The organism is Paenibacillus barengoltzii G22 (assembly GCF_000403375.2).
In the GTDB taxonomy this organism is placed as follows: Bacteria; Bacillota; Bacilli; order Paenibacillales; family Paenibacillaceae; genus Fontibacillus; species Fontibacillus barengoltzii.
On the sequence record NZ_KE159652.1, the window covers coordinates 1,235,658 to 1,261,938 of the forward strand.

The 26,281-nt window shown below is 52.9% G+C and carries 31 protein-coding genes and 1 riboswitch; of the genes, 25 read left to right on the forward strand and 6 right to left on the reverse strand.

The annotated features are described in order from the left end of the window. Positions 1–2 precede the first annotated feature (2 nt). The gene (locus C812_RS05750; protein WP_016311727.1) at positions 3–1,403 is read left to right on the forward strand and encodes a dihydrolipoamide acetyltransferase family protein; all 1,401 of its coding nucleotides are present in this window, start codon (positions 3–5) and stop codon (positions 1,401–1,403) included. 25 nt (positions 1,404–1,428) lie between these two features. Beyond that, entirely contained in the window at positions 1,429–2,115 is a 687-nt protein-coding gene (lipB, locus tag C812_RS05755) for a lipoyl(octanoyl) transferase LipB (protein WP_016311728.1), read from the forward strand. Between the two features lie 21 nt (positions 2,116–2,136). Here the strand turns inward: lipB and prli42 are convergent, their stop codons facing one another. Then, positions 2,137–2,235 (reverse strand): stressosome-associated protein Prli42, encoded by a 99-nt coding sequence (gene prli42 / locus C812_RS22210; protein ID WP_127575074.1) that lies wholly within the window; start codon positions 2,233–2,235, stop codon positions 2,137–2,139. Positions 2,236–2,310: 75 nt separating this feature from the next. Here prli42 and C812_RS05760 point away from each other — a divergent pair, with 75 nt between their 5' ends. Continuing rightward, a complete protein-coding gene (locus tag C812_RS05760; RefSeq protein WP_016311730.1) occupies positions 2,311–3,441 on the forward strand; it encodes a M20/M25/M40 family metallo-hydrolase in 1,131 nt (376 codons plus the stop codon). 197 nt (positions 3,442–3,638) lie between these two features. Continuing rightward, a complete protein-coding gene (tnpA, locus tag C812_RS05765) occupies positions 3,639–4,112 on the forward strand; it encodes an IS200/IS605 family transposase (protein WP_016311435.1) in 474 nt (157 codons plus the stop codon). A 178-nt stretch (positions 4,113–4,290) separates the two neighbouring features. Here tnpA and C812_RS05770 read toward each other — a convergent pair whose 3' ends face one another. Further along, positions 4,291–4,854, reverse strand: coding sequence for a tetratricopeptide repeat protein (locus C812_RS05770; RefSeq protein ID WP_016311731.1), 564 nt, complete (start codon positions 4,852–4,854; stop codon positions 4,291–4,293). Positions 4,855–4,856: 2 nt separating this feature from the next. Then, complete coding sequence (mciZ, locus tag C812_RS05775) at positions 4,857–5,036, reverse strand: Z-ring formation inhibitor MciZ (protein WP_016311732.1); 180 nt, start codon at positions 5,034–5,036, stop codon at positions 4,857–4,859. A 107-nt stretch (positions 5,037–5,143) separates the two neighbouring features. Here mciZ and C812_RS05780 point away from each other — a divergent pair, with 107 nt between their 5' ends. From C812_RS05780 to sigF, 13 genes are all read left to right on the forward strand, one after another. Next, complete coding sequence (locus C812_RS05780; RefSeq protein WP_016311733.1) at positions 5,144–5,710, forward strand: NUDIX hydrolase; 567 nt, start codon at positions 5,144–5,146, stop codon at positions 5,708–5,710. Next, a complete protein-coding gene (locus C812_RS05785) occupies positions 5,707–6,915 on the forward strand; it encodes an endonuclease Q family protein (RefSeq protein ID WP_016311734.1) in 1,209 nt (402 codons plus the stop codon). Before C812_RS05780 ends, C812_RS05785 begins: the two co-directional genes overlap by 4 nt. Positions 6,916–7,015: 100 nt before the next feature. Continuing rightward, the gene (spoIIM, locus tag C812_RS05790) at positions 7,016–7,642 is read left to right on the forward strand and encodes a stage II sporulation protein M (protein WP_016311735.1); all 627 of its coding nucleotides are present in this window, start codon (positions 7,016–7,018) and stop codon (positions 7,640–7,642) included. A 228-nt stretch (positions 7,643–7,870) separates the two neighbouring features. Next, positions 7,871–8,344, forward strand: a complete 474-nt coding sequence (gene fur, locus C812_RS05795) for a ferric iron uptake transcriptional regulator (RefSeq protein ID WP_009225814.1) — start codon at positions 7,871–7,873, stop codon at positions 8,342–8,344. A gap of 175 nt (positions 8,345–8,519) precedes the next feature. Then, positions 8,520–8,777, forward strand: a complete 258-nt coding sequence (locus C812_RS05800; RefSeq protein ID WP_016311736.1) for a DUF4227 family protein — start codon at positions 8,520–8,522, stop codon at positions 8,775–8,777. A gap of 105 nt (positions 8,778–8,882) precedes the next feature. After that, a complete protein-coding gene (gene xerD, locus C812_RS05805) occupies positions 8,883–9,827 on the forward strand; it encodes a site-specific tyrosine recombinase XerD (protein ID WP_016311737.1) in 945 nt (314 codons plus the stop codon). 60 nt (positions 9,828–9,887) lie between these two features. After that, entirely contained in the window at positions 9,888–11,075 is a 1,188-nt protein-coding gene (gene deoB, locus C812_RS05810; RefSeq protein WP_016311738.1) for a phosphopentomutase, read from the forward strand. 51 nt (positions 11,076–11,126) lie between these two features. Beyond that, on the forward strand, positions 11,127–11,963 hold the full coding sequence (locus C812_RS05815) for a purine-nucleoside phosphorylase (RefSeq protein ID WP_016311739.1): 837 nt from the start codon (positions 11,127–11,129) through the stop codon (positions 11,961–11,963). A gap of 21 nt (positions 11,964–11,984) precedes the next feature. Then, complete coding sequence (locus tag C812_RS05820; RefSeq protein ID WP_016311740.1) at positions 11,985–13,316, forward strand: pyrimidine-nucleoside phosphorylase; 1,332 nt, start codon at positions 11,985–11,987, stop codon at positions 13,314–13,316. A 278-nt stretch (positions 13,317–13,594) separates the two neighbouring features. Next, positions 13,595–14,785 (forward strand): D-alanyl-D-alanine carboxypeptidase family protein, encoded by a 1,191-nt coding sequence (locus C812_RS05825; protein WP_016311741.1) that lies wholly within the window; start codon positions 13,595–13,597, stop codon positions 14,783–14,785. Between the two features lie 90 nt (positions 14,786–14,875). Further along, positions 14,876–15,229 (forward strand): anti-sigma F factor antagonist, encoded by a 354-nt coding sequence (spoIIAA, locus tag C812_RS05830; RefSeq protein WP_009225821.1) that lies wholly within the window; start codon positions 14,876–14,878, stop codon positions 15,227–15,229. Positions 15,230–15,258: 29 nt separating this feature from the next. Beyond that, complete coding sequence (gene spoIIAB, locus C812_RS05835) at positions 15,259–15,687, forward strand: anti-sigma F factor (RefSeq protein ID WP_036624713.1); 429 nt, start codon at positions 15,259–15,261, stop codon at positions 15,685–15,687. 11 nt (positions 15,688–15,698) lie between these two features. Next, on the forward strand, positions 15,699–16,454 hold the full coding sequence (gene sigF / locus C812_RS05840) for an RNA polymerase sporulation sigma factor SigF (RefSeq protein WP_016311742.1): 756 nt from the start codon (positions 15,699–15,701) through the stop codon (positions 16,452–16,454). Between the two features lie 78 nt (positions 16,455–16,532). On the opposite strand, the gene chrA is transcribed toward sigF, so the two are convergent. Beyond that, entirely contained in the window at positions 16,533–17,075 is a 543-nt protein-coding gene (chrA, locus tag C812_RS05845) for a chromate efflux transporter ChrA (protein ID WP_016311743.1), read from the reverse strand. Beyond that, positions 17,072–17,650 (reverse strand): chromate efflux transporter ChrB, encoded by a 579-nt coding sequence (chrB, locus tag C812_RS05850; protein ID WP_036624716.1) that lies wholly within the window; start codon positions 17,648–17,650, stop codon positions 17,072–17,074. Before chrB ends, chrA begins: the two co-directional genes overlap by 4 nt. A 246-nt stretch (positions 17,651–17,896) precedes the next feature. Here chrB and deoD point away from each other — a divergent pair, with 246 nt between their 5' ends. From deoD to C812_RS05880, 6 genes are all read left to right on the forward strand, one after another. Then, a complete protein-coding gene (gene deoD / locus C812_RS05855; RefSeq protein WP_009225826.1) occupies positions 17,897–18,604 on the forward strand; it encodes a purine-nucleoside phosphorylase in 708 nt (235 codons plus the stop codon). A 137-nt stretch (positions 18,605–18,741) separates the two neighbouring features. Continuing rightward, entirely contained in the window at positions 18,742–19,383 is a 642-nt protein-coding gene (locus C812_RS05860) for a stage V sporulation protein AA (RefSeq protein WP_016311745.1), read from the forward strand. Further along, positions 19,383–19,805 (forward strand): stage V sporulation protein AB, encoded by a 423-nt coding sequence (locus C812_RS05865; RefSeq protein WP_016311746.1) that lies wholly within the window; start codon positions 19,383–19,385, stop codon positions 19,803–19,805. Before C812_RS05860 ends, C812_RS05865 begins: the two co-directional genes overlap by 1 nt. 46 nt (positions 19,806–19,851) lie before the next feature. Then, positions 19,852–21,477: a spore germination protein gene (locus C812_RS05870; RefSeq protein ID WP_425270074.1), complete on the forward strand. Its 1,626-nt coding sequence runs from the start codon at positions 19,852–19,854 to the stop codon at positions 21,475–21,477. A 111-nt stretch (positions 21,478–21,588) separates the two neighbouring features. Continuing rightward, positions 21,589–22,917, forward strand: coding sequence for a diaminopimelate decarboxylase (gene lysA / locus C812_RS05875; protein ID WP_016311748.1), 1,329 nt, complete (start codon positions 21,589–21,591; stop codon positions 22,915–22,917). A gap of 141 nt (positions 22,918–23,058) precedes the next feature. Beyond that, on the forward strand, positions 23,059–23,496 hold the full coding sequence (locus C812_RS05880; protein ID WP_016311749.1) for a peptidylprolyl isomerase: 438 nt from the start codon (positions 23,059–23,061) through the stop codon (positions 23,494–23,496). A gap of 70 nt (positions 23,497–23,566) precedes the next feature. Here C812_RS05880 and tlp read toward each other — a convergent pair whose 3' ends face one another. Beyond that, positions 23,567–23,794, reverse strand: a complete 228-nt coding sequence (tlp, locus tag C812_RS05885) for a small acid-soluble spore protein Tlp (RefSeq protein ID WP_016311750.1) — start codon at positions 23,792–23,794, stop codon at positions 23,567–23,569. A 187-nt stretch (positions 23,795–23,981) separates the two neighbouring features. Further along, a riboswitch (FMN riboswitch) is annotated at positions 23,982–24,144 on the forward strand. Positions 24,145–24,438: 294 nt separating this feature from the next. Between tlp and ribD the strand changes: the two genes are divergently transcribed. Next, positions 24,439–25,560 carry a bifunctional diaminohydroxyphosphoribosylaminopyrimidine deaminase/5-amino-6-(5-phosphoribosylamino)uracil reductase RibD gene (gene ribD / locus C812_RS05890; protein WP_016311751.1) on the forward strand — a complete coding sequence of 374 codons (1,122 nt, stop codon included), beginning with the start codon at positions 24,439–24,441 and terminating at the stop codon, positions 25,558–25,560. Next, on the forward strand, positions 25,560–26,234 hold the full coding sequence (ribE, locus tag C812_RS05895) for a riboflavin synthase (RefSeq protein ID WP_016311752.1): 675 nt from the start codon (positions 25,560–25,562) through the stop codon (positions 26,232–26,234). Before ribD ends, ribE begins: the two co-directional genes overlap by 1 nt. Positions 26,235–26,281: the final 47 nt, after the last annotated feature.

The window sequence follows — 26,281 nt, forward strand, 5'->3', positions numbered from 1 at the left end:
GAATGTCATCCAATAAAACATTGATAGACGTGCAATTACCCCAGCTCGCCGAATCGCTTGTCTCGGCGACGATCGGGAAATGGCTGAAGAAGCCGGGGGATCCCGTTGAACAATACGAGCCGATCCTTGAGGTTATTACGGACAAAGTTAATGCGGAAATCCCTTCGACGGTCGACGGTGTAATGGGCGAGCTGCTAGCAGAGGAAGGGCAAGAGGTTCAGGTTGGTGCCGTGATCTGTCGGATCGAGACGGCGAACGCGGCTGCTGATACGCCAGCCGGCGACTCAGCGGTGAAGGAAGCTGACCGTTCTGCTGCCGGCGCGGCGAGTGCGGGGGAACAGCCCGATCAGTCGCAGCGCCACCGGTATTCGCCGGCCGTGCAGACGTTAGCTGCCCAACACGGGATTGATCTGCGGCAAATTACGGGCACTGGGCTTGGCGGACGGATTACGCGGAAGGATGTGCTGGCTTACATCGAGCAAGGCGGCCGCGGCAGTGTTGCTGCGCCACCAGCACCGGCGGCAACGACGGCTGCTGCACCGTCCGTGCCGCTGCAGTCAGCGCCAGCAGCGTCTTCAGCTGCACCGGTGTCACAGCGCGTCATTCCGGCCGTGATCAACGATGCTCCGGGTCCGGTGCGTCATTCCGGCTTGCACTTGACGGAGAACCCGCCGATCCCAACCATCGAGGTGGAAGGGGGCGACCGTTCCGAGTATTTTATCGACGTAACCCCGATCCGCAACACGATCGCAACCCGGATGCGCCAAAGTGTGTCGGAAATTCCGCACGGCTGGATGATGATCGAGGTCGACGTGACCAACCTGGTCCAGCTGCGTAACAAGATCAAGCAGGAGTTTATGCAGAAGGAAGGCGTCAATCTGACGTACCTGGCTTTCCTGCTGAAGGCGGTTGTAGGAGCCATCAAGGATTATCCGATCATGAACTCGGTATGGGCTGTGGACAAAATCATCGTCAAACGCGATATCAATATCTCCCTTGCCGTTGGGACCGAGGATTCGGTACTGACGCCGGTCATCAAGAAGGCCGATCAGAAAAATATTGCCGGTCTGGCACGGGAAATCGAGGAGCTGGCAACGAAGGTCCGCTCCGGCAAGTTGAAGCTGGAAGACATGCAGGGCGGCACGTTTACGGTGAACAATACCGGTTCCTTTGGTTCCATTTTGACGCAACCAATTATCAATTACCCGCAAGCCGCGATTCTGACGTTTGAGTCGATCGTGAAGCGGCCGGTTGTGATCAACGATATGATTGCCGTCCGTTCGATGGCTAATCTGTGCCTGTCCTTGGACCACCGGATTTTGGACGGCGTAATTTGCGGCCGCTTTATGCAGCGGGTGAAGGAAAATATGGAAAGCTACAATTTGGACACGCAGGTATATTGAACGTAAGAATCGAGGCGACAATGCGATGAACGAAGGCTTGACAGTACGCTATTATCCGATGATGGAATATGGGGAAGCCTGGGATTTGCAGAAACGGCTCATTAAAGAGATGGATGCACAGCAGCAGGGAGAACACCTGCTGCTGTTGCAGCATCCGCCGACCTATACGATAGGCTCCCAAAACCATCCTGAACATTTGCTCCTAAGCCCTGAGCAACTGCAGGAGCGGGGCATTGCTGTGTTTGAAATCGATCGCGGGGGAGATATTACATACCATGGCCCCGGGCAGCTAGTTGGCTATCCGCTGCTCCGGTTAGAGGCCGGGCGCGGGCTGGATTTGCACGGTTATTTGCGCCAGCTGGAGCAGGTGATTATCGATTATTTGGCCGAGTTTGGCATCGAAGGCTCACGTAAACCGGAATATACCGGGGTGTGGGTTGGTGACGTGAAAATTTGTGCGATTGGCGTCAAGTTCAACAAATGCAGGCATCATCGAGGTTTTATTACGAGCCACGGCTTTGCTTTTAATGTGAAGTCTGGTATTCAAGAGGAAGGCTTTCGCGGAATAATACCTTGCGGGATTCAAGAATACGGGGTGACCTCGCTCGAAGACGTGACTGGCAGCTCATTTACGGTTGAGCAAGTCGCAAGGGAGATCGTTCCGAAGTTTAACGCGATATTTGGGCGTTCGGGGGCTTGGGTCGAGGCTTAAACAGCCCCCAAAGCGGGTTGGTTAGCGAATGAAGAAGGGTTCTAGGAAAGCGATCAGCGTTGAAGCCAGCATGGCAAACAACATCAAATATACGACGATTCTCATTGTATTTTTGCGCATCATGGTAACTCCTTTGACTTAAACGTATATTATTCTCACTCTTATTATCGTATCGAAGAAAGCGAGGAAAGTCCAATGATTAACGAGGAACGCCTCATCCGACAATTTCTGGAGCTGGTGCAGGTGGACAGCGAAACGAAACACGAGCGCCAAATTGCCGATGTGTTAAAACAGAAATTCAGCGAATTGGGACTGGACGTTGTAGAGGACGGTTCGGCGGCGGAGACGGGACATGGCGCCGGGAACCTGATCGCTACGCTGAAAGCCAGTGAAGGCGTGTCCGCGGAACCCTTCCTGTTCACCTGCCACATGGATACCGTTACTCCGGGCAAAGGGATTAAACCGATTGTTGGGGAGGACGGATGGATTCGCAGCGACGGCACGACGATCCTTGGAGCGGACGACAAAGCGGGTGTAGCGGTGCTGCTGGAGCTGATTCAAGTTCTTCAGGAGAAGCAAATTCCGCACGGACAAATCCAGTTTGTCATCTCGGCTGGCGAGGAATCGAGCCTGCGCGGGGCACGGGCGCTGGAGGCGCAGTATGTTGATGCGAAGTTCGGGTTCGCGATCGACACCGGCGGTGAAGTAGGCACGATTTGCATTGGCGCCCCCACACAGGCGCGAGTAGAAATCGAGATTTACGGCAAAGCGGCTCATGCCGGTGTCAATCCGGAAGACGGCATCAGCGCAATTCAGGTGGCGGGCAAGGCGTTGGCACGTATGAAGCTCGGGCGTATTGACGCAGAGACAACCGCCAACATCGGCAAGTTTGAAGGCGGCGGTGCGACGAACATCGTACCGGATCACGTCATCTTATATGGCGAAGCACGCAGTATGTCCCAAGAGAAGGTCGACAAGCAGCTTCAGGACATGAAGGAAGCGATGGAATCTGCATGCCGTGACTTTGGAGCCAAGGGAGAATTCCGCAGCGAGGTGCTGTATCGGGCATTCCGGATCCCGGAGGAGGCCCCTGTGCTGCGGATCGCCAAGCAAGCGGCGGCTGCGCTCGGGCTTGCGGGAACGACGTTTACGACCGGCGGCGGCAGCGACGCGAATGTCTTTAACAGCCTGGGGATTCCAACGGTGAATCTGGCGATCGGCTATGAGGACATCCATACGACCAGCGAAAGAATCAAGAAGGACGATCTCGTAAAAACGGCTCAGTTTGCGCTGGAGATCGTACGCCAATCGGTATCCTCCTCTTGATCCCTTAAAGAATGTCAGAATGCCCGGTGCGACCATGGCGCACCGGGTTTTATTATGGCTTTAGCCAGTTGAGCTCGCGAAGCGTGCGAAACAAAAAACCACCCGCTATGCGGGTGGAGGAACGAAGGTTTGACCAACTAGACCATTCCCATAAAATTGAGATGTTCAGGCTCAATAAAAGAAAGGAATGGTCTTAGATGGCAAACAAGAGCTATAGTTTAGCTCACACGAAGTGGATGTGCAAATACCATATCGTGTTCACCCCGAAGTATAGACGGAAAGAGATCTATAATCAAGTGAGGAGAGATTTGATCGAAATATTTAAGCGTCTGTGCAAATACAAGGGAGTGGAGATCATAGAAGGCCACATGATGCCGGATCATGTACACATGCTGGTAGCGATACCACCCAAAATCTCAGTATCCTCATTTATGGGGTATCTGAAGGGAAAGAGCTCACTAATGATATTCGAAAAGCATGCCACCCTAAAGTATAAATATGGAAATCGGAAATTTTGGGCGGAGGGATACTACGTAAGCACAGTGGGCTTGAATGAGGCCACTGTCGCAAAGTATATCCGCGAGCAGGAAGCACATGACCAGGCAATCGATAAACTGAGCGTCAAAGAGTATGAAGATCCATTTAGCAGAAACGGTAGCAAGAAAAAGTAAACCAGTTTAACTGGTAAGTGAAAGTGACAAAAACACTGAGCCTGAACAATTTTATTGTCAGGCTAGCGTCTTTAGGCGCAGTTTGGCAACAAGGGGTTATACCCCAAGAGCAAACCACCCGTTGGACGGGTGGTTATGATTTTGTAGGATACAGGTAGTTCTCTACCATTAATTCACATTAATGCAGCCGAGTAGACGAGTTGGCCGGGAAGTGACGAACCTGCGTAGTACTCCACTTGGTATGCCAGCCTGAAGCTTGAATCAAGTTCAGAGCTTGGTGGAAGTCGTCTAAATATTTGCATATTTTCTCCTGCTCTGATTTTGGCGGGTGATACAGTTGGATTCGTCGCTCGAGATTGGTGATCGCCAGTTGCAAGTAACAGGAGGCTGCACCGAAACGAGCTGCTGCGAAATCGGGATTCTGCTCAGCAAGTGCTTCAAAGATGGGAGCGGCTTCTTCGTAATTTCTCTCATCATAACAAATCTCTGCCCAAATCAGACTTAGCTCCAAGAAGGGGGGAGTGGGCTCGCGAAGCAACCGAGGTTCGATCTGCAGCAGCCGTTCTTTGGCTAGTGCGACATAACCTTCTTTATATAAAGACTGGATCAGCTCGCTAAGCAAATAGTTGTCCATCTGCCCCGCTAGCTGTTCAGCAACGTCAATCCGACCTGTGGATACGGCATTCTGGATCATTTCTACGAGTTTTCCCATATTTTTAGGCTGTCCGGTAGGACTGCGCATTTTCACCCCCTCCTTTTATTAACCGATTTTCCCTTAACTGAATAACTATTTTGATAGAAATGAATTAAATCCGTGATTTTTACGTCACGTCCTGATTCTTTTTTCCATTGGGACAGCAGAAGGCGAATCTGCCAAGCTTTACCCTGAGCGCGTACACGGTCTTCCGTAAAATAGCTTTTCATAAGGGGCTCCTTTCCGAACGGTTTGGTATAATAACACCATATGTCTCGTGTGGACAAGTTATGTATGATTGGAACGGTTGATGACACGATTAAGGGAGGAACAAGAAATGGCGGCTAACGATAAATTAAAGGAAACCACGGTTTCCACAGAGTCGATCTTCCAGGGGAGAGTGATCTCCTTGCAATTGGATACCGTCAAACTGCCGGACGGAACGACGGCAACCCGCGAAATTGTGAAACATCCGGGTGCGGTCGCTGTGCTGGCAGTGCATGAGGGACGCTTGATACTGGTGGACCAATATCGCCAGGCGATGGGACGATGTGAATTAGAGATCCCAGCGGGTAAATTGGAGCCAGGTGAAGATCCTGCGGAAGCAGCGGTCCGTGAGCTGCAAGAGGAGACCGGGTATCGCTGCGATAAATTGATACATTTACATTCCTTCTATACTTCGCCGGGGTTCGCAGATGAAATTATTCATCTCTACTTGGCTGAGCAGTTGAGTCCGGGAGAAATGTCGCTGGATGCGGACGAATTTCTTGAAGTTCAGGAAGTGACGCTGGAGGAGGCGCTTGACCTCATTTCGGAGGGGCGGATTGCGGATGCCAAAACGATTATGGCGGTATATATCTGGCAGCTGAAGGTTGTGCGCGAACAGGCAGGGGCAAGCTTATGATCTCGAGTTCCACGACCACCTCGGCCGAGCTTACGACCGTATTCGCCGATTTGCATATTCACATCGGACGAACCGGGCGGGGGGAGCCGGTGAAGATCAGCGGCAGCCGTGATCTGACCTTTGCAGGGATCGCCAAGGAGGCTGCAAAGCGCAAAGGGATCGGGCTGGTTGGTATCATTGACTGTCATGCCCCAGGGGTGCAAGAGGATATCGACCGGTGCCTGGAGCAGGGGGAAATGCAGGAGCTGAAGGAGGGCGGCATCGCCTATCAAGGGACGACGATTCTGCTGGGATGTGAACTGGAAATCCGAGAACCGGGGATGGGGCCGGCGCATTTGCTTGCTTATTTCCCACACTTGGAGACAATTCGCGGCTTTACTGAATGGCTGAAAGCAAGAATGAAAAATGTGGGGTTAAGCTCGCAGCGCGTGTACGCTCCGGCGGTTACGCTGCAGGAAGAGGTGTATGCCCGCGGCGGTATGATCATTCCGGCCCATATTTTCACGCCGCATCGCAGCATTTACGGGAGCTGCGCTCCTCGAATGTCGGATGTGCTGGATCTCTCCCTGATCAGCGCGGTGGAGCTGGGGCTCAGCGCGGATACGGAGATGGCCGGATTGATCAGCGAGCTTGATCCTTTTCCGATCTTAACTAATTCCGATGCGCATTCTCTGGGCAAAATCGGTCGGGAGTACAATGAGCTGCGGTTGAAGGAAGCGAGCTATCTTGAATTCGTGAAGGCACTTCGGCGTGAAGAGGGACGCTTGGTGGCCGGCAACTACGGACTAAACCCGCGTCTTGGCAAATATCACCGAACGTACTGCAGCAACTGTAACTATATCATCGATGAGGTCGAAGCCAATGTAGAGCGATGTCCTTATTGCGGCAGCCCGAAGCTGGTGCGAGGCGTGCTGGACCGCATTCGCTCGATCGCCGATCGCTCTGAACCCAACGTACCGCCGTATCGTCCGCCGTATCATTACCAAGTTCCCCTGGAGTTTATCCCGGGCCTGGGACCGGCAAAATTAGAGCTGCTGCTGGACAGGTTCGACACGGAGATGAACATTCTACATCACGTGCCAGAGGAGGAACTCGCTGAGGCGGTGGGAGCGGACCTGGCCAAGCTTATTGGCATGGCTCGCAGCGGCAGGCTCGAACTTAGTGCAGGCGGCGGGGGAATATACGGCAAAGTGAAAAGAACTTAATCTAACGGCAGCGGTCTTGACATGCGGAAGGCATAAGCAGGCAGGCTTGTTCATAGGGATAAGATAAGACCTTATAGAACAAGCTAGGAGGCAAAATTCGATGCTGCACCCTATTCGCCATGCGCTCAAAGATCAAACGCCGCTATATGTTTTTGTTTCCGTGCTGTTTTTAATGGGCGTCGTATTCGGCGCGCTCATGGTCAACGCATTAACATTGGAACAACAACAGGATATCTCCCGATTTTTGGGTGATTTCTTTCTATCGATCAACGAAGGCGGGTCCGAGTTTCAACCGATGACGTTCTGGCAAGTTGCCGGTTTACATCTAAAATGGCTAGGTCTGATCTGGCTATTGGGATTATCCGTAATTGGACTTCCGGGGATCTTGGTTCTCGATTTTCTAAAGGGGGTATTAATTGGCTTCACGGTCGGCTATTTGGTTGGCCAATATACATGGAAGGGGCTGCTGTTTGCCCTCGTTTCCGTAGCGCCGCATAATCTGATTGTGATTCCGGCCCTGCTGATCGCCAGCGTCGCAGCGGTGAGCTTCTCGCTCAACATCATTCGCTCACGTGTGTTGATGAGCCGTCCCGGCCAGGCGACCCGGCCTTTCCTGTCGTATACAGGGCTGACGCTGGCCATGGCTGCGGTGCTGCTCGCCATCTCCTCCTTCGAAACGTGGGTGACGCCGGTGATGATGAGTTGGGTAACGCCGTTGATTGCTTGAGTTTGTGCCTGTGTAGAAAAATACATTCCCCGCACTTGGCTGCTGGCCTAGACGGGGATATTCGTTTTTCTAGCACGTTCTACTAATTTTTAAAACATCCTGGTGATAAGGATTCCTTCAGATTTTGCAATCTACCAAAATGTTTGACTTTGTTGAATATCTCCCCCTATAATGAAAGAAGTGGTCATGAACTTATTGGATGTGCGGCAAGGCTGGGGGAGGGATAACATGGAAGCAAAGATCGAAAAAATCAAACAGCAGTTACAATCCCACGGTTACAAATTGACGCCCCAGCGGGAAGCCACGGTACGCGTTTTGCTCGAAAATGAAGATGATCATCTGAGTGCGGAAGATGTTTTCATGCTCGTCAAAGACAAGGCACCGGAGATCGGCCTGGCCACGGTCTATCGAACATTGGAATTGCTCAGCGAGCTTCACGTTGTGGAGAAGATCAACTTCGGCGACGGTGTAGCCCGGTACGACTTGCGTACCGATACGACTAAACATCATCACCACCATTTGATCTGTGTTCAGTGTGGGGCAATGGATGAAATCCGCGAGGATTGGCTTGGACCGCTCGAGGAACGCTTGGAGAAGGAATTCAATTTTACGGTGCTCGATCACCGGTTGGATTTTCAAGGCATTTGTTACCGATGCAAGGACAAGAACAACGATTCGCCTGGAACAGACAATAAGAAATAACTTCGTTAAGCCGAGCTCTTTACGGCCCTGCCGTAGGGAGCTTTTTACGTTGCCTTGCACGAGGGAACGCCGCGTAAGCCGCATCATCTATGAAGTCATTTCCGCATACTCCCTAGTCTCTCTCTATATACTTAATACATAGGGTGTCCTAGCAGACAAGCAGGCGCCTCCACAAATGATAGAGAGGATGGGGTTCATGGTCATCTCGCTTCGAAAATGGCTCAGAACAGGGAAATATTTGATCCTGTTTGTTGCTCTTGCGTATACTTTTTATAAGGCGTTAGGACTGCTGGACGATGTTCTCTTTCGTGAGGACAAGTACCGCGTACCCGAAGGCTCTGCGGTGAAAGTATTTTATGAAGGCGTACCCGGAAATAACATGATGGAGAACATGACGGAGCGGCTGAAGTTATTTTTCTGGTATGGAGAGTAGTTCATTAGCAGGGCAGCAGGGAAATTTAGGAAGAGTGTGGAAATAGTAATCAAGGCGGATGGCTTGGGATATTGCATTTGATAACCAGGAAAGGAGGCGCAGCGCATGGAAAGGGATGCGGCCTCTTTTATTTCGTTTTTGGCCGGGCAACGGGCATTAAGTGAAGCAACGCGGGAGTCCTATGCGCGGGATCTCAAGCAGTACATAAGCTATTTGCAATCGAAGCAGATCAGCGATTACCGCCATGTGACTCGTGCGGGCATCTTGCTCTATTTCGCTTACTTGAAAGATCTCGGCAAGGCGCCGGCAACGATTCAACGCGTATCTGTCACCCTTCGCGCTTTCTTTCGGTATTTACTGCAGGAACGGCGGATTGACCAGGATCCCTTCATCATGCTGGAGGTGCCCAAAGTCGAAAAAAAACCGCCGCAAACCCTCACCATAGAGGAAACCGAACGGCTGCTGGAAGCCCCAAAGCCCGACACGCCATTAGGCTTAAGGGACAAGGCGATGCTTGAGCTGCTCTATGCAACCGGCATCCGCGTCTCCGAGCTGATCGCGCTCAACCAGAACGATGTGAACCTGGAGCTTCACTTTCTTAGGTGCACCGGGGATCGAGGGAAGGAACGCATTCTTCCGTTTGGAGAAGTCACCGCAGAATGGCTTGATATGTATTTAAGGGAAGGACGCAGCCGTCTGATTTTGGAGGATAAGGAGACCCCGGCTCTTTTTCCGAATCGTCGGGGCGGGCGGATTAGCCGGCAAGGCTTCTGGAAGATAATGAAGAAATATGGCCAGGAAGCCGGGATCACGGCCGATATTACGCCGCATACCTTGCGTCATTCCTTCGCCGTCCATCTGTTGGAGCGGGGAGCGGACGTGAGGTCGGTCCAGGAGCTGCTCGGGCATTCCGATGCCTCCATGATTCAAATGTATGTAAGTCGTTCAAGGTCCAATCTGAAGACGGTTTACGACGCCTTTCATCCGAGGGCCATGCGGGAGGCGAAAGCGCCGGAAGCCTTACATGAAGGGGAACCGAAGGATCATTAGAATGGTTTCCCTTCTGGGAAGGGATAACTATAGCTGCATAGATTAAAGGAGTGATAGAAGATGGAAAACGGAAATCGTTTTAGAAAAATGACCGTCATCGTCCTCGACAGCGTGGGGATCGGTGAACTGCCGGACGCCAAAAAGTTCGGTGACGAAGGTGCACATACCCTGGGGCATATTTTGCAAACCGTTCCTGGTACGAAGCTGCCGAACTTGCAAAAATTAGGACTTGGCAATATCGCGGCGCTGCCGAATCTGGATCCGGTGGACGAGCCGCTGGCTTACTTCGGGAAAATGGCAGAGATCTCTGCGGGCAAAGATACAATGACCGGCCACTGGGAATTGATGGGCCTGAAGATTGAAACGCCGTTCCAAACGTATCCGAATGGCTTCCCGCGCGATTTGATCGCTCGCTTCGAGCAGGAAACGGGACGTAAAATTATTGGCAACAAGCCAGCCTCCGGGACGGAAATTTTGGTGGAGCTCGGCGAAGAGCATATGAGAACTGGGAGCTGGATCGTCTACACCTCGGCGGACAGCGTATTTCAAATTGCAGCGCATGAAGAGATCGTTCCGCTGCCAGAGCTGTACCGGGCTTGCGAAATCGCTCGTCGGCTGACGCTGGAGCCGGAGCATTCCGTTGGGCGCGTTATCGCCCGTCCGTTTGTTGGTCAACCAGGGAACTTCCAACGTACGCCAAACCGCCACGATTATGCGGTGAAACCGCCGGAACCAACCGTACTCAACGCGTTGAAAAATGCGGGCAACGAAGTGGTGGCCATCGGGAAGATCGGCGATATTTTCTCCGGGGAAGGAATTACCGCTTCGTATCCAACGAAGAGCAACCAGCACGGGATCGAAGAAACGCTGCAGCGAATCGGCCAGGACTTCACCGGCATGCTGTTTACGAACCTGGTGGATTTCGACTCCTTGTACGGCCATCGCCGTGACCCGCAGGGCTACGCACGTGCGCTGGAGGAGTTTGATGCGGCAGTACCAGATTTGCTGAAAAATGTAGGCGAGAACGACTTGCTAATCATTACGGCTGACCACGGTAACGACCCGATTCATGCCGGAACGGACCATACCCGCGAATACGTGCCATTGCTTGTTTATGGGCCAAGCTTGAAGAAGCCAGGCAGCCTGGGCATCTGTGCGACGTATGCCGACTTGGCCGCAACGATCGCCGACAATTTCGGGGTCCATGCCACCGAGCACGGAAAGAGCTTCTTACACGAACTCGTATAAGCGCAGAAGCTCAACTGTCATCTATAGCTTGTGAACCAGGAGGATTACGATATGACGACGACATTTAACATTGGAATGATCCGGGAAGCAGCAGATTATATCCGTTCCCGGTCGGCGCTTACGCCAAAGGTAGGATTAATTTTGGGCTCTGGATTAGGCGTACTGGCCGATCATATTGAAGAGCCCGTCAGCATTAACTACAGCGATATCCCGTTTTTTCCGCAGTCGACGGTAGAGGGCCATGCAGGCGAGCTGTTGATCGGGACGGTACAGGGTACGCCGGTTGTACTCATGAAAGGCCGCTTCCACATGTACGAAGGGTACGGGCCGGAGATGACGGCTTTCCCGGTACGGGTCATGAAGGAGCTGGGCGTCAGAACGCTGCTGGTCACGAATGCAGCTGGCGGGGTAAACACCTCCTATGAGCCGGGAGATTTAATGCTGATCTCCGACCATCTGAATCTCACAGGCCGTAATCCGTTGGTAGGGCCAAACGACGAGGAGCTGGGGCCGCGCTTCCCCGACATGTCCCAAGCGTACAGCCGCCGTCTGCGCGAGATTGCACGGAAAGTCGCTGCCGACAAGGGAGTACCTCTGCAAGAAGGCGTCTATGCCGGCTTGCTGGGCCCAACCTATGAGACGCCAGCGGAAATCCGCATGCTGCGGACGCTGGGTGCCGATGCCGTCGGGATGTCCACGGTTTCGGAAACGATCGTTGCCCGTCATGCAGGCATCGAGGTGCTGGGGATTTCCTGCATCAGCAACATGGCGGCAGGTATTTTGGACCAACCGTTGTCCCATCAGGAGGTTATGGAGACGACCGAGCGCGTGCGTGAGAAGTTTCTAAGCCTTGTGTTGTCCATTATCCCGGAGATTGGCGAAGCTTAAGAAGAACGGAGGCAGGGAGCGATGAGAGCGGTAGATCTGATCCGTAAAAAAAGGGACGGCCAGGAGCTGACGAGCGAAGAAATCGCCTTCTTGGTCAAAGGGTACAGCGAGGGGCAAATCCCCGATTACCAAATGTCCGCATGGGCGATGGCCGTTTATTATCAAGGGATGAGCGCCCGGGAGACGGCCGACCTGACGATGGCAATGGCTGGTTCCGGAGATACGATTGACCTTAGCTCCATCCGCGGCATCAAGGTCGATAAGCATTCAACGGGCGGAGTTGGCGATAAAACGACCGTCGTGTTAGGTCCGCTTGTGGCGGCTGCCGGCGTACCGGTTGCGAAGATGTCCGGCCGGGGGCTCGGGCATACCGGCGGGACGATCGACAAGCTGGAAGCGATCTCCGGATTCTCTGTGGAGCTTACGAAGGAGCAATTTTTCCGCCAGGTGAACGAAATCGGCCTTGCGGTCGTTGGCCAAAGCGGCAACATGACACCAGCCGACAAGAAGCTGTATGCGCTGCGGGATGTCACCGCCACTGTAGATTCCATCCCGCTGATCGCCAGCAGCGTCATGAGCAAGAAGATCGCCGCCGGTGCGGATGCCATCGTGCTGGACGTTAAGACCGGCAGCGGCGCGTTCATGAAGACGCTGGAGGACTCGATCCGTCTAGCCAAAGCCATGGTGGATATCGGCACGCAGGTCGGCCGCCGCACGGTTGCCGTGATCAGCGACATGGACCAGCCGCTGGGTCATGCCATCGGCAATGCGCTGGAGATCAAGGAAGCCGTGGCAACGCTGCGAGGGGAAGGACCGGCCGATCTCGAGGAGGTCTGCCTGATCCTGGCGTCCCATATGCTGATTCTCGGCGGCAAGGCATCAAGCGAGGAAGAGGCGAAGGCGATGCTAGCCGGGCAGATTAAGAGCGGTCAAGCGCTGGAGAAGCTGAAGCAAATGGTTGCAGCGCAGGGCGGTAATACGGAGCAAATCGACCGCCCAGAGCTGCTGCCGGAAGCAGAGCTGAAGGTGGACGTGAAGGCAACCGCGGGCGGATATGTTGAATCGATTCAGGCCGAGGAGATCGGCCTCGCCGCCATGATGCTCGGAGCGGGCCGGGAGACGAAGGAATCTGTCATCGATTTGGCTGCCGGCGTAGAGCTGCGCAAGAAAATCGGCGATCCGGTTGAGGCAGGCGAAACGCTGGCGGTGCTGCATCTGAACCGCAGCCATGAGACGGGCCTCGCGGAGGCACAGCGGCGCATTCTTAACGCGTATGGCATTTCCAGTACGAAGGTGCCGCGTCGCCCGCTGGTGTTCGCACTGGTGACGCCAGATGGGATTAAACGGTTCTGAGCGAGGGACGCGGACGACGTAGTCATATTCATAAGATAGCGGAATCATATGGCCTTATTTTGGCTTAACGACGGGGTGTGGGCATACGCGTCAAATGATCAAAATAAGGCCATCAACTTCTCTTATTTTAGAGGGTTGGGGCATTCACGCCAAAGAAATCAAAGAACGCCGAAGAACGCCGAAGGGCGTTTTTTCTTTTTGCACAGGAATATTATTCCTCTTTCATGCCGATACTAGGTTAGCAGAATCCAGACTTATGTCTAGAAGGAGGATAAACCTTGAAAAGACGGATGTTGACCTGGTTTGCCGCGTTCGTATTGGCCGTATCGGTGTGGCCGACCTACACCAGTGCTAATCATGGCGGTCCGCATGACGGGGATGATGAAATCGCATTGGCGGAAAATGCGCTGTCCGCCGTCTTAATCGATGCTGATACCGGAACGGTAATTTTCGAGAAGAAGAGTCATGAGAAGCTGCCCCCTGCCAGCATCACCAAGATCATGACGATGTTGCTGACGATGGAGGCGATCGATAACGGCACGCTGAAGCTGACCGATAAGGTGACGACTAGCGAATATGCGGCATCGATGGGCGGCTCGCAGATCTTTCTGGAGCCGGGCGAAACGATGACCGTGGATGAGCTGCTGAAGGGCGTGGCCATGGCTTCTGGAAACGATGCGTCCGTGGCTCTTGCCGAGAAGATCGCCGGCTCGGAGAAAGCGTTCGTCAAAATGATGAACGAGCGAGCGCAGCAGCTGGGGCTCAAGGATACGCATTTTGCGAACTGCAACGGCTTGCCGGTGGCTGACCATTATAGCTCGGCTTACGATATTGCCATCATGAGCCGGGAGCTGCTGAAGCATGAGGAGATTACGAAGTATACCGGCGCGTATCAGGATTATTTGCGCCAAGGCACCGAGAAGCCGTTCTGGCTCGTGAATACGAACAAACTCGTGCGCTTCTACAGCGGAGCAGACGGCCTGAAAACCGGGTATACCTCGGAAGCGAAGTTCTGCCTGGCCGCTACCGCGAAACGTGACGGACTTCGCCTGATCGCTGTAGTGTTGGGCGAGCCGAATACCAAAACGCGGAACAGCGAAGTCTCGGCGATGTTCGATTACGCCTTCTCGCAATACGCGTTGCTGCCGATTTATCAAGCGGGAGAAACGATTGGCAAGGTGAAGGTGCAGAAGGGGATGAGCGCCCAGCTGGAGCTGACCGCCGCCAAACCGCTGAATGTGCTGGTCAAAAAAGGTGTGAAGCAAGACAGCATCACGCATAAGTTAATCGCACCAGAAAAGCTTGCGGCACCGATTAAAGCCGGTCAAACGATCGGCAAGCTGGTCGTCTATCAGGATGGCCGCACGTTGACAGAGTTCGAGCTGACCGCCCCTGCTGATATCGATAAAGCGGGCTGGTGGACGTTGTTCAAGCGAACCGCGGCACACTTGTTTTTTGTAGATTCATAGGGCTTTTCTTCTAGTTTTGTCAGGCGGCAGGAATCCGGCCTGAGGTCGTAGAATTGTTGTGTTCATGTCTAGGGAGGAGAGTGAACAGGCGTGAATTTGCATGTGGAAATGGTAAGACACCGCGAGACATTAATTGTACGCTTGAGCGGGGAATTGGATCATCATACGGCGGACAACGTCCGCATGCGGATGGATGAAGAAATCGCCCGCGGGAACTGCCGCAATCTGGTGTTAAGCCTCAAAGAGCTGCAGTTTATGGATAGCTCCGGCATCGGCGTCATCCTCGGAAGATATAAGCTGATCAAGCAAAAGGGCGGGAAGATGGTCGTCTGCGACGTCAACCCGCCGGTATATCGACTGCTGGAAATGTCGGGACTGTTTAAAATTATGTCCATCTTCGAAAACGAGGATCTGGCGCTGACGGAACTGGAGGTGGCCCTGTGAGTACCAACGCGAATCAAGCCGGGAATTTCATGAAACTTCAATTTGCCGCGAAGTCCGAAAATGAATCGTTTGCCCGGGTGACCGTCGCTGCCTTCGTTTCTCAGCTGGATCCTACGATGGATGAAATCACCGACTTGAAGACGGTGGTTTCGGAAGCGGTCACCAATTCCATCATCCACGGATATGACGGGAACCCGGAAGGGATTGTCACCATCTCTGCTTCCATTGAGGGCGATACGGTGACCCTGATCATCGAGGATCAAGGCCGAGGTATTGAGGATGTGGAATTGGCGAAGCAGCCGCTTTATACGTCGAAGCCGGAACTGGAGCGCTCGGGGATGGGCTTTACGATTATGGAAAATTTTATGGATGAATTCGATGTGACCAGCGAGATTGGCGGGGGCACGCGCATTCGGATGAAGAAGAGGATTGTATCCAAGAAAGCTTTATACAATTAGGGGTTGGAGCTATGGATGCCGAAGTGAAGCAAATCTCGAGAGAGTTTTTGGACGACACGGAAGTGAAACGGTTGATCGCCCTGAGTCAATCCGGGGACAACGCTGCTAGAGACCGGCTGGTGAACTGCAACATTCGACTTGTCTGGTCCGTCGTGCAGCGGTTTATGAATCGGGGATACGAACCCGAGGATTTGTTTCAAATCGGCTGTATCGGCCTGCTGAAGTCGGTGGACAAGTTTGATCTCAGCTATGATGTGAAGTTTTCTACGTATGCGGTGCCGATGATCATCGGGGAAATTCAGCGGTTCCTGCGCGATGACGGGACGCTGAAGGTCAGCCGTTCGTTGAAGGAAATGGCGAACAAGGTTCGCAAGAAGAAGGATGAACTGTCCAAGCTGCTGGGCCGGCTTCCAACCGTCAAGGAAGTTGCCGATGAGCTGGGAGTTACACCCGAGGATGTCGTGTTTGCCCAGGAGGCGAACAAACCGCCGGCATCTATTCACGAAACAGTATTCGAAAATGACGGCGATCCGATCACACTGATGGATCAAATTGCCGATGAGACCCAGGAGCGCTGGTTTGACAAGCTGGCGCTGCATGAAGCGATCGACGGCTTAACCGACCGGGAACGTCTTATCGTGTACCTTAGGTACTATCGCGACCAGACCCAATCAGAGGTGGCGACCCGGCTTGGGATATCCCAGGTTCAGGTGTCCAGGCTCGAGAAAAAAATATTACAAAGCATTCGCGATCAGATCGCGCAATGAAAGGGCAAGCCCTTCGGGCAGCGTCAGCCTTCAACGGCGCGCTGAACCGAGGGGCTTGTGTATTGATACAGACCGCGCTTAAACATAATGTTGGAGCACTACTCCACCGTAAATGAACGCCGCTACGATGACAATGGCTGGATGGATTTTACGGCGCTCCATTGCCCAGAACGCGATGGCTGCGATCACCAGCGTCTGCCAGATGCCGATCGTGCCCATGGGCTCCTTGGCCATCTGCCACGTGAGGGTGATCATCATAACCGCAATCACCGGCTGCACGAGCAAGGTCATCCCTTTGACGATGCTGGATTGGCGGTATTTGGCAAGCAGGCGCAGCAGCAGAATGAGGCCAATTGCTGAGGGCAGCACGGTGCCTATCAACGCGAGTCCAAGGCCAACCCAACCGCCGACCTCAAAGCCTACGTAGGCGGCGATTTTGGTAGCGATGGGGCCTGGTAAGGCGTTGCCGAGGGCAAGCATATTGGAAAATTCCGCATCCGACAACCAATGGTAGTGGGGCACGATCTCCTGATACATTAACGGGATGGAGGAGGGGCCTCCACCATAGCCCAACAGATTGGCGATCAGGAAGCCAATCAACAAGTTCAGCCAATCAATCATAGATGATCTCCTTCCCGGTCCGACCGTTTCCGCTTGTTGCGGAAACGTGCGATCGCTCGGAAATGTACAGCCCCATAGCCAAGGAACAGCACGATCACGAGCGCTGGATGAACTTCTAAGATCTCCAGCAGCAATAGAGCCAGAAGCATAAACAGAATGCCGGCGATGATGCCGAGGCCTTTGATTCCTTTTTTCGCAAACTCATAAGCCATCACTCCGAGCATGACGGCGATTACGGGCGAGACAGCGGCGATCATGCCTTTTACGACGCGAGACCCTGCTAGAAGATTTACAGCTGAGAGCAGCAGAAGCATCGCCAGGACACTAGGTAAGATGTGCATGATCACTGCATAGGACGCGCCCAGGATCCCCCTGCGTTTATAGCCCAGGTAGGCAGCCATCTTCGTTGCAATAGGGCCGGGCAAAGCGTTAGCAATGGCGAGAATTTCGCCAAACTCTTCATCACCCAGCCACTGATAACGCTTGACGGCATCGTGCCGGATCAAGGGGATGACGGAAGGCCCGCCACCGTAACCTAACACGCCGGTTCTAACCATGGATACACCTAGGTCCATATAATCTTTCAGATGAGGTTTCAAGCGGTTCCCTCCTTTGTACTTAAGTTACCCGACTTCGTCCAATCCTAGAATAACCAATCAATCCTATTATAGAGGCAAGGGGAGGAACGCGGTGAAAAATGTGCATTAATACATCAATACGGTTCTGCGGTGATTGCATCCATGTACGTGGTTTGTTGCATCCTATATAATAAAGAGCGTTGATAACAATACCAAAATTGGAAGCAAGGGAGATACCAGAACATGAGTGTACATATCGCAGCCAAACCGGGAGAAATTGCCGAAACGATTCTGCTGCCTGGAGATCCGCTCCGGGCTAAATTTATCGCCGAGACGTATTTGAGCGATGTCATCTGTTATAACGAAGTGCGCGGCATGCTCGGCTTTACCGGAACGTATCAAGGAAAACGAATTTCCGTTCAAGGGACCGGTATGGGCATCCCATCGATCTCAATCTATGTGAATGAGCTGTTGAAGGAATACGGTGTCAAAAATCTGATCCGCGTGGGAACTTGCGGCGGCATGCAGCCGCATGTACATGTGCGTGACGTGATTTTGGCTCAAGCTTCTTGTACCGATTCCAGCATGAACCGCCATGTCTTTAGCGGATACGACTTTGCGCCGATTGCGAACTTCGAGCTGCTGAAGGCGGCCTATGAACGCGGCGTGGAAAAAGGGTTGAAGCTGCATGTCGGTAACATTTTCAGTTCGGACATGTTCTATCGCGACGATACCAGCGTAACCCAGCTGCTGATGAAATACGGCGTGTTAGGCGTTGAAATGGAGACCACCGCTCTCTACACCTTGGCTGCCAAATACGGCGTGAAGGCATTGACGATTCTGACGGTCAGCGACCATCTGCTGACAGGCGAGGAGACGACGGCGGAGGAACGGCAAACGACGTTTAAGCAAATGATGGAAGTGGCTCTGGATACGGCAGCATCGCTGTAATCCCAGAACCATCGAACTAAGCATGGGAACGGATGCGTGAGCATACGTCCCATGCTTTTTTTGCGTGTAAGAGTAAGAGTAAAGCCCCCCCTCGCTTGGCATACTATGGGCAATACGCTAGTGGAAGGGTGGTCAGCATGGAGAATGAGTCTGCGTCCATCGTCTATTTGCGTCTGCGCAAGCAGGTCGGGATTCCCGTCGGGGCGCCGATTCGGCTGCGGGACGTAGCCCGTGTGCTGGCAGAGCCGGAGCTGGAGGGCAAGCTGCTGGGGCTGGAGTTGGACCGGCCGGAGCAACGGGACGGGAACTTGATCGTGATTGATACGCTGCAGGTCATTTCGGCGATTCAATCGAAGTTTCCCGGGCTGCGGATTGAGTTGCTTGGCGAGCCCCATGTTCTTGTGGAAATGATCAAAGCCGAGAAGAAGCCGTCTCTGCTGCTGTTTGCCTTAGTATGGCTGCTGCTCTTCTTCGGAGCGGCCTTAACCATCATGAACTTTCACGCCGACGTCAGCATGCCCGAGGTTCAGGTCCGAATCGTGGAGATGATCACGGGGGAGAAGGACGAGCATCCTTACCTGTTTCAAGGAGCCTATTCCGTAGGCATCGGTTTTGGGATGATCGTCTTCTTTAATCATTTATTTAAGAAAAAATGGAACGAGGAACCCACCCCGCTCGAAGTTGAAATGTTCCTCTATCAGGAGAACCTGAACCAATACGTCGTTGCCGAAGAGTTAAAAAAAATGCACCGTGCCGATTCGTCGGCAAAGCGAAACTGATGTCACCATTAGCTGCGGGGTTGGCGATCTTCCTAGGCCTGGCCGGCGGTGTGGCCATTGGCAGCGGCGTGATCGCTTTATTTATCGTGCTGGACATGATTCCGCGCCTGGCCCAGGTGACAAATTCCTATGACAAGGTGCATTGGTACGAAGGGGCGATGATCGCCGGAGCGGTGATTGGTACGGTAGCGGACTTCTGGGACTGGAAGGTGGCTGGGCCATGGCTGATTACCGGCATCGTTGGCTTGTTTAACGGCGTTTTTGTCGGGATGTTGGCGGCGGCCTTGACCGAGGTGCTGAACGTGCTTCCCATACTTGCCAAGAGACTGCATATGCAGCGATACCTGTTTGGCTTCTTGCTCGCGATGGTGTTTGGCAAAATGGCAGGCTCCCTGTTTGAGTGGTTTATTTACAGACCGTGATTTGAAGAAACGGAGGTAGATCTGGATGGAGCAAGATACGCAGGATATGATGCAGGACGGAAAGGATCAGCCGCAGGCGATCCCGGATTTCGTGCCTGAGGAAGAAGAAAATTTTCTGCAGGAGAATTATCCGGAAGAGGAAGCGATTCGACGAAAACGCGAAGCGGAGCGGTCCGACAACGTTGAGGAGTCGGTGATCTATTGGCAGCAAAGCGATGCGATCAGCCGCAGTCTGACGACAACCAAGCATACGTTGAAGGAAGTCATCGGTGCGGGCGAGAGCTTTGACGTTGTATTTCGAGAGATGACTTATGGCGGCAAACGCACCTGCTTTGTCTTCATCAATGGGTTTGCAAACACCGAAGTCATGCAGGAGATCATTAAACGGCTGACGTATTTGACACCGGAGAATTTCACAACCGGAGCACTTCGCTCCTTCTTCGAACTCTATATTCCTCATATTCAGGTGGAAAAAACGGAGAAGCTCAGTGACGCCATCAATAAAACATTAGCCGGCATGAGCGTGCTGTTTATCGAAGGCGAGCAAACCGCATTGATTATGGATACGCGGTTGTACCCGACTCGCAGTCCGGAAGAACCATCGCTGGAGCGCGTCGTCCGCGGCTCGCGGGACGGATTCACGGAGACCTTGGTGACCAACATTACCTTAGTTCGCCGTCGGCTTCGTGACCCGGGACTGAAGTTGGAAATGGTCAGCGTCGGCCGCCGGACCCGCACCGACGTCTGTATTGCCTACATCGATGATATCGTCGATAAGACTCAAGTTGATTCGATCCGTGAGAAGATTAAAGCCGTGAACATCGACGGGATACCTCTGGCGGACAAGCAGTTGGAGGAAGCAATCATTCACCGAGGCTGGAATCCGTATCCGCTGGTACGCTACTCGGAACGGCCGGATGTCGTTGCTTCGCATTTGCTTGAAGGCCGGGTTGTCGTGTTTGTGGATACATCGCCCAGCGTGATGATTTTGCCGACGACCTTTTTTGATCTCTGCCAGCATGCGGAAGAGAACCGGCAAACCCCATTCATGGGGACTTATTTACGTTGGGTTCGCTTCTTTGGGATATTCGCCTCGCTCTTTCTGCTGCCCATTTGGCTGCTGATCGTTGTTCATCCCGAGTTCAAACCGGCGGGACTTGCCTTTATCGGACCTCAGGAACAAGGTAAAATCCCTCTTATTGCCCAATTCCTATTAGTCGAGTTTGGTGTTGATTTGATGCGGATGGCAGCTGTCCACACGCCAACGCCGCTGGCCTCCGCGATGGGCTTGATCGCTGCGATCTTGATAGGCGATATCGCCGTACAGACGGGGTTGTTCGTCAACGAGGTTGTTCTTTACATGGCAGTAGCGGCTATCGGGATGTTTGCAACGCCAAGCTATGAGCTGGGGCTAGCCAATCGGATCGTGCGGCTCGCATTGCTTGTGGCCGTGGCGATATTCGGCGCACCTGGATTTGTGGTAGGGGTTACGGCGTTTATCGTATGGCTGACCCTGCGCCGCTCGAATAATTCGTCCTACTTGTGGCCGTTTATACCTTTTAATGCAAAGGCGATGGCCGGGGTAATATTCCGCGTTCCAGTCTTGACCTCCAAGCAAAGACCGTCCTCCAACAAACCGCGGGACAACACGCGAATGCCGGGCAAAAAGTAGGCCTAGGCTTGTTTAACAAATAACACAAATGATAATCCGAAAAATCCATTTTTCAGTTTCCCGGTTGTTTGCTATACTGGTGTAAAATTGTGAAAGTGGAGGACTGCATAGATGTATTTACACGGTACCAGCAAAATTAATGCAAAAGGCCATCTCGAAATCGGCGGCTGCGATACGGTCGAGTTGAAGCAAACCTATGGAACGCCGCTGTATGTCGTAGATGAAGCCCTTGTGCGGCAAAGATGCCGTGAATATATGGATGCTTTCCGTGCATCGGGCCTGTCTTTCCAGGTCGCTTATGCCAGCAAAGCATTCTGCGTCATGGCGATGTGCCGGCTGGCCGAGGAGGAGGGCTTGTCCCTGGATGTTGTCTCCGAGGGTGAATTGTATACGGCCCTTCAAGCGGGATTTCCTGCGCAGCGAATCCATTTTCATGGCAACAACAAGACGCCAGATGAATTGGAGATGGCAATTTCCGCCGGGATTGGCTGTTTCGTAGCAGACAATTTTACGGAGTTGCATATGCTGCAGGCGCTTGCCGCTGAGAAAGGTGTTACGGTGAATGTCCTGCTTCGCGTAACACCAGGGGTGGAAGCCCATACGCATGAATATATTTCAACAGGTCAGACGGACTCGAAATTCGGGTTTGATATCGGCAACGGTTCGGCGTTGGAAGCCGTTGATTTGGCGAACCGCAGCTTGAATCTGCATTTGCTTGGCGTGCATTCGCATATCGGCTCGCAAATTTTTGAAGTGGAAGGGTTCCAGTTGGCCGTTGAGCGTGTTGCGGCTTTTGCGATGCAGGTGAAGGATCAGCTTGGTGTGACCTTCAAGGTGGTTAACCTGGGCGGCGGCTTTGGTATTCGTTATACGGAAGGCGACACGCCGCTGAAGGTGTCTGATTACGTAGGAGCGATTACGGATGCAGTGAAACGGGAGTTCGCGAATTATCCGCAGCTTCCGGAAATTTGGGTTGAACCGGGGCGGAGCATCGTTGGTGATGCCGGCACGACGCTGTATACGGTAGGTACGAGCAAGGATATCCCTGGCGTGCGTAAATATGTGGCCGTTGATGGTGGGATGACGGACAACCCACGTCCGGCGCTATACGGCTCGAAATATGAGGCGATGTTAGCCAACCGCGCCAACGATGCCAATGAGGAGACCGTGTCGATCGCCGGTAAATGCTGTGAAAGCGGCGATATGCTGATCTGGGACGTAGAGCTGCCGAAGGTGAACAGCGGCGATCTGCTCGCCGTATCTTGCACCGGTGCGTACAACTACGCGATGGCCAGCAACTACAACCGGATTCGTCGTCCGGCCGTCGTATTCGTGCAAGACGGACGCAGCGATCTCGTCGTGAAGCGCGAGTCGTTGCAGGATCTGATCGCTTGTGACGTGATTCCAGAACGGATTGCAAAGCAGCCATCGCTGAAATAAGCAGGAACTTATGAAACAGCAAGGCCTGAGAGGGAGCGAATTGTCGTTTCCTATCAGGCCTTGCTTTGCTTGTATGCGGATTTTCTAGTAAACTGTAAGAGGTTTGTCCTAGACGTTTATGAAGAAGGGTGTGTATACGATATGAAAAAAGGTAAAATCGTTTTGGAAAAAGGCGGAGAAGTCGAAATTCAGTTCCTGCCTGAAGAAGCTCCTGGAACGGTCGCAAACTTTGAGAAGCTGGCCAACTCCGGATTTTATAACGGACTTACGTTCCATCGCGTGATCCCAGGGTTTGTTGCACAAGGCGGCTGCCCGATCGGCAACGGCACAGGCGGCCCAGGGTATACGATCAAATGCGAAACGGATACCAATGTGACGAAGCATGAGCGCGGAGTATTGTCGATGGCACATGCCGGCAAAGATACCGGCGGCAGCCAGTTCTTTATCGTCTATGAACCGCAGCCGCATTTGGACGGCGTGCATACCGTTTTTGGTAAGGTGACATCGGGGATGGAGTACGTGGATCAAATTCGTCCCGGGGATAAAATGAAAGAAGTTACTGTGTGGGACGAAGCTTAATTTAATTCGCAAACTTAAAAGGGACCTCGCTATGCCAAGCTGGCTTGAGCGGGGCCCCTTTTTCATTGGATTAGGAATTTCTTTGGTGGGCGGCTTCGTCTTTCACTTCTTCACGGAAGCCTTCGATGGCACGCAGACGTTTCTCGTTCTTCTCCTCGATTTGCTGCTTCTCCTGAGGGGAGATTTCATCAGCATGCTCGCTGAGATAATCTTGTCCTTCACGGAAGTTCTTAATGGTGTTTTGGATGTTGCGTTGAATCTTTTCCACATTGTCGGAGCGATTATCCGGTTTTGCCACGTTCATTCCTCCTGAGAAATAGAATTGGTATCGATATCGTTCTTAAGGTTGGCTCTTTGGGCCGGTTTTTATGCATGCTGCAAGAACCTGTGAGGTAAAGGGGGATTGGCGGTGTGACGGGTGTGCTTGATTTTTTACAAAATTAGTGCTAACATTCGTTTTGCAGTCATGCAAAATCTAATAATTAGCAATCCTTCGGGGCAGGGTGAAATTCCCTACCGACGGTGATGGCTCATTGGACGTCTGTTCGATGAAGCACAAGTCCGTGACCCGCAGTGCTTACGTAAGCATGCGGCTGACCCGGTGAGATTCCGGGACCGACAGTATAGTCTGGATGGGAGAAGGAAACGCGAGAGCACGTACGTTATTTTATTTGCGAAGGTGTTCGTACCTAAAGAGCTTCAAACGATCAAGTTATATTTTTCACATGCCTTGGGTGGTGAAGAGTCTTGACGTTGCCAAGCTTTCGTTTTGGTCTATTTGTCGTCTTTGTACGATTTTAGGGTCGTGTCTTGGCGACAGTGGGTAGACGAAAGTGCTCTTTTTGATAGGCGTAAAACTACTCTCATGTTCAGCCCTGCCGGATTGCGGCAGGGTTGTTTTTGTATTCTTCGCTTCACGGATTGGCGTAAGGAGGACCGCGGATGAAGGTGATTGACGACGAATATTACATGGCGCTGGCGTTAGATATGGCGGAGCGCACACAAGGACAAACCGGGACCAATCCAGTCGTTGGTGCCGTTGTCGTGAAGGATGGGGCCTTGATTGGGCTGGGCACGCACTTGAAGCGGGGGACTCCGCATGCCGAGGTACATGCCTTGAATATGGCCGGTTCCCAAGCAGGAGGGAGCACCGTATATGTCACCTTAGAGCCTTGCAGCCATCACGGACTAACCCCGCCTTGTGCCGAGCGATTGATTCACGAGAAGGTGCGGCGCGTCGTAGTTGCTTGTGAAGATCCGAATCCGCTGGTCGCCGGCAAAGGCATTGAAATGCTGCGTGCTGCCGGAATTGAAGTTGAAGTGGGTGTGTTGCGTGAACGAGCTTTGAAGCTGAATCGCCGCTTTATTAAGTTCATCACGACAGGCATGCCTTATGTGACGATTAAATCCGCCAGCACGCTGGATGGGAAGCTGGCAAGCCGGACAGGGGATAGTAAGTGGATTTCCAATGAGAAAGCGAGAGAAATCGTCCACTCGATGCGCCATCAACACCAAGCTATAATGGTGGGCGTTTCGACGATCCTGGCGGATGATCCGCAGTTGACTACCCGATTATCCGTTCCGGGTCTGTCACCCATTCGTATCATTGCTGATTCAACGCTCCGTATTCCAGAGACGGCCCAAGTCCTGCGGGACGGGCAAGCCCCCACTTGGATTGTGACGACGGAACAGGCCGATCCGGACAAGGTTGAACGCCTCACTCGCCTTGGGGCGGAAGTTCTCCGCTGTGGCAGCGGCCCGCAGGTTGATCTGCGGAATGCGCTTGTTCAAATCGGTCAACGCGGGATATCTTCTATCCTCGTTGAAGGAGGCGGACGACTTAACGGTTCGCTGCTGGAACAACAGCTGGTGGATGAGATCGTACTTTTCCTAGCCCCTAAGCTGATTGGAGGCGTGGATGCCCCCGCAAGTTTTAACTTCGCCGGATATGATCTCATGCGGGATGCGGTGACCTTGCGCGACATGGAAGTCGAACAAATCGGGGATAATGTGTGCATCAGAGGAGTACCGGTCTGGGCGCAGGTGAAGGAGGGAGATCACTAATGTTTACAGGACTTGTGGAAGAAATCGGCACGATGAAATCGATTAGCCGCAAAGGAGAAGCGATGATTCTGAACATTGCGGCAAAGATAGTTACCGAAGGCATCAAGCTGGGTGACAGCATCTCAGTGAACGGCGTCTGCTTGACCGCCACCTCGTTTGATGCCTCCTCCTTCTCGGTTGACGTGATGCCGCAAACGTTCCGCAACACCAATCTGAAGGACTTGAAACCCGGCAGCCGTGTGAATTTGGAGCGTGCCATGGCGGCGAATGGACGCTTCGGCGGACATATCGTACAGGGTCATGTCGACGGCGTCGGCACGATTGTTGGTACGAGTCAGGATCAGAATGCGGTTGTGTTTGAAATTCGACCAAGTAAGCCTTCCTTATTCAAATACATTATTCCTAAAGGCTCCATCGCCGTGGATGGCATCAGCTTAACAGTGGTCGAAGCGGAAGGCGGGACGTTCACGGTATCTATCATCCCGCATACGTTAGCCGAGACAGTGCTCGCCTTTAAGCGGGCGGGAGACACAGTGAATCTCGAATGCGATGTGCTGGGAAAATACGTGGATCATCTCCTCAAGTACGGCAGAGGCGGCCAGGATACGGATGAAGCGAGCGGCGGCGAGTTGGGAATTAATCTCCCGTTTCTGGCTGCGAACGGGTTCGTGTGAACATACGAAATAACGTCTCTAAGTTCCGTTACATCGGACGATCAACA

What these genes read in the sequence shown, in the direction of transcription:
- C812_RS05780 (WP_016311733.1), top strand. Translation starts at nt 5,144, where the DNA reads ATGGCGGCTAACGATAAATTAAAGGAAACCACGGTTTCCACAGAGTCG.
- C812_RS05860 (WP_016311745.1), top strand. Translation starts at nt 18,742, where the DNA reads ATGGAGAATGAGTCTGCGTCCATCGTCTATTTGCGTCTGCGCAAGCAG.
- C812_RS05815 (WP_016311739.1), top strand. Translation starts at nt 11,127, where the DNA reads ATGACGACGACATTTAACATTGGAATGATCCGGGAAGCAGCAGATTAT.
- xerD (WP_016311737.1), top strand. Translation starts at nt 8,883, where the DNA reads ATGGAAAGGGATGCGGCCTCTTTTATTTCGTTTTTGGCCGGGCAACGG.
- C812_RS05760 (WP_016311730.1), top strand. Translation starts at nt 2,311, where the DNA reads ATGATTAACGAGGAACGCCTCATCCGACAATTTCTGGAGCTGGTGCAG.
- ribD (WP_016311751.1), top strand. Translation starts at nt 24,439, where the DNA reads ATGAAGGTGATTGACGACGAATATTACATGGCGCTGGCGTTAGATATG.
- chrB (WP_036624716.1), bottom strand. Translation starts at nt 17,650, where the DNA reads ATGGACCTAGGTGTATCCATGGTTAGAACCGGCGTGTTAGGTTACGGT.
- deoD (WP_009225826.1), top strand. Translation starts at nt 17,897, where the DNA reads ATGAGTGTACATATCGCAGCCAAACCGGGAGAAATTGCCGAAACGATT.
- C812_RS05785 (WP_016311734.1), top strand. Translation starts at nt 5,707, where the DNA reads ATGATCTCGAGTTCCACGACCACCTCGGCCGAGCTTACGACCGTATTC.
- C812_RS05820 (WP_016311740.1), top strand. Translation starts at nt 11,985, where the DNA reads ATGAGAGCGGTAGATCTGATCCGTAAAAAAAGGGACGGCCAGGAGCTG.
- deoB (WP_016311738.1), top strand. Translation starts at nt 9,888, where the DNA reads ATGGAAAACGGAAATCGTTTTAGAAAAATGACCGTCATCGTCCTCGAC.
- tnpA (WP_016311435.1), top strand. Translation starts at nt 3,639, where the DNA reads ATGGCAAACAAGAGCTATAGTTTAGCTCACACGAAGTGGATGTGCAAA.
- ribE (WP_016311752.1), top strand. Translation starts at nt 25,560, where the DNA reads ATGTTTACAGGACTTGTGGAAGAAATCGGCACGATGAAATCGATTAGC.
- C812_RS05800 (WP_016311736.1), top strand. Translation starts at nt 8,520, where the DNA reads ATGATAGAGAGGATGGGGTTCATGGTCATCTCGCTTCGAAAATGGCTC.
- C812_RS05770 (WP_016311731.1), bottom strand. Translation starts at nt 4,854, where the DNA reads ATGCGCAGTCCTACCGGACAGCCTAAAAATATGGGAAAACTCGTAGAA.
- C812_RS05880 (WP_016311749.1), top strand. Translation starts at nt 23,059, where the DNA reads ATGAAAAAAGGTAAAATCGTTTTGGAAAAAGGCGGAGAAGTCGAAATT.
- C812_RS05750 (WP_016311727.1), top strand. Translation starts at nt 3, where the DNA reads ATGTCATCCAATAAAACATTGATAGACGTGCAATTACCCCAGCTCGCC.
- spoIIM (WP_016311735.1), top strand. Translation starts at nt 7,016, where the DNA reads ATGCTGCACCCTATTCGCCATGCGCTCAAAGATCAAACGCCGCTATAT.
- sigF (WP_016311742.1), top strand. Translation starts at nt 15,699, where the DNA reads ATGGATGCCGAAGTGAAGCAAATCTCGAGAGAGTTTTTGGACGACACG.
- mciZ (WP_016311732.1), bottom strand. Translation starts at nt 5,036, where the DNA reads ATGAAAAGCTATTTTACGGAAGACCGTGTACGCGCTCAGGGTAAAGCT.
- C812_RS05865 (WP_016311746.1), top strand. Translation starts at nt 19,383, where the DNA reads ATGTCACCATTAGCTGCGGGGTTGGCGATCTTCCTAGGCCTGGCCGGC.
- prli42 (WP_127575074.1), bottom strand. Translation starts at nt 2,235, where the DNA reads ATGCGCAAAAATACAATGAGAATCGTCGTATATTTGATGTTGTTTGCC.
- spoIIAB (WP_036624713.1), top strand. Translation starts at nt 15,259, where the DNA reads ATGAAACTTCAATTTGCCGCGAAGTCCGAAAATGAATCGTTTGCCCGG.
- chrA (WP_016311743.1), bottom strand. Translation starts at nt 17,075, where the DNA reads ATGATTGATTGGCTGAACTTGTTGATTGGCTTCCTGATCGCCAATCTG.
- C812_RS05870 (WP_425270074.1), top strand. Translation starts at nt 19,852, where the DNA reads ATGATGCAGGACGGAAAGGATCAGCCGCAGGCGATCCCGGATTTCGTG.
- lysA (WP_016311748.1), top strand. Translation starts at nt 21,589, where the DNA reads ATGTATTTACACGGTACCAGCAAAATTAATGCAAAAGGCCATCTCGAA.
- fur (WP_009225814.1), top strand. Translation starts at nt 7,871, where the DNA reads ATGGAAGCAAAGATCGAAAAAATCAAACAGCAGTTACAATCCCACGGT.
- lipB (WP_016311728.1), top strand. Translation starts at nt 1,429, where the DNA reads ATGAACGAAGGCTTGACAGTACGCTATTATCCGATGATGGAATATGGG.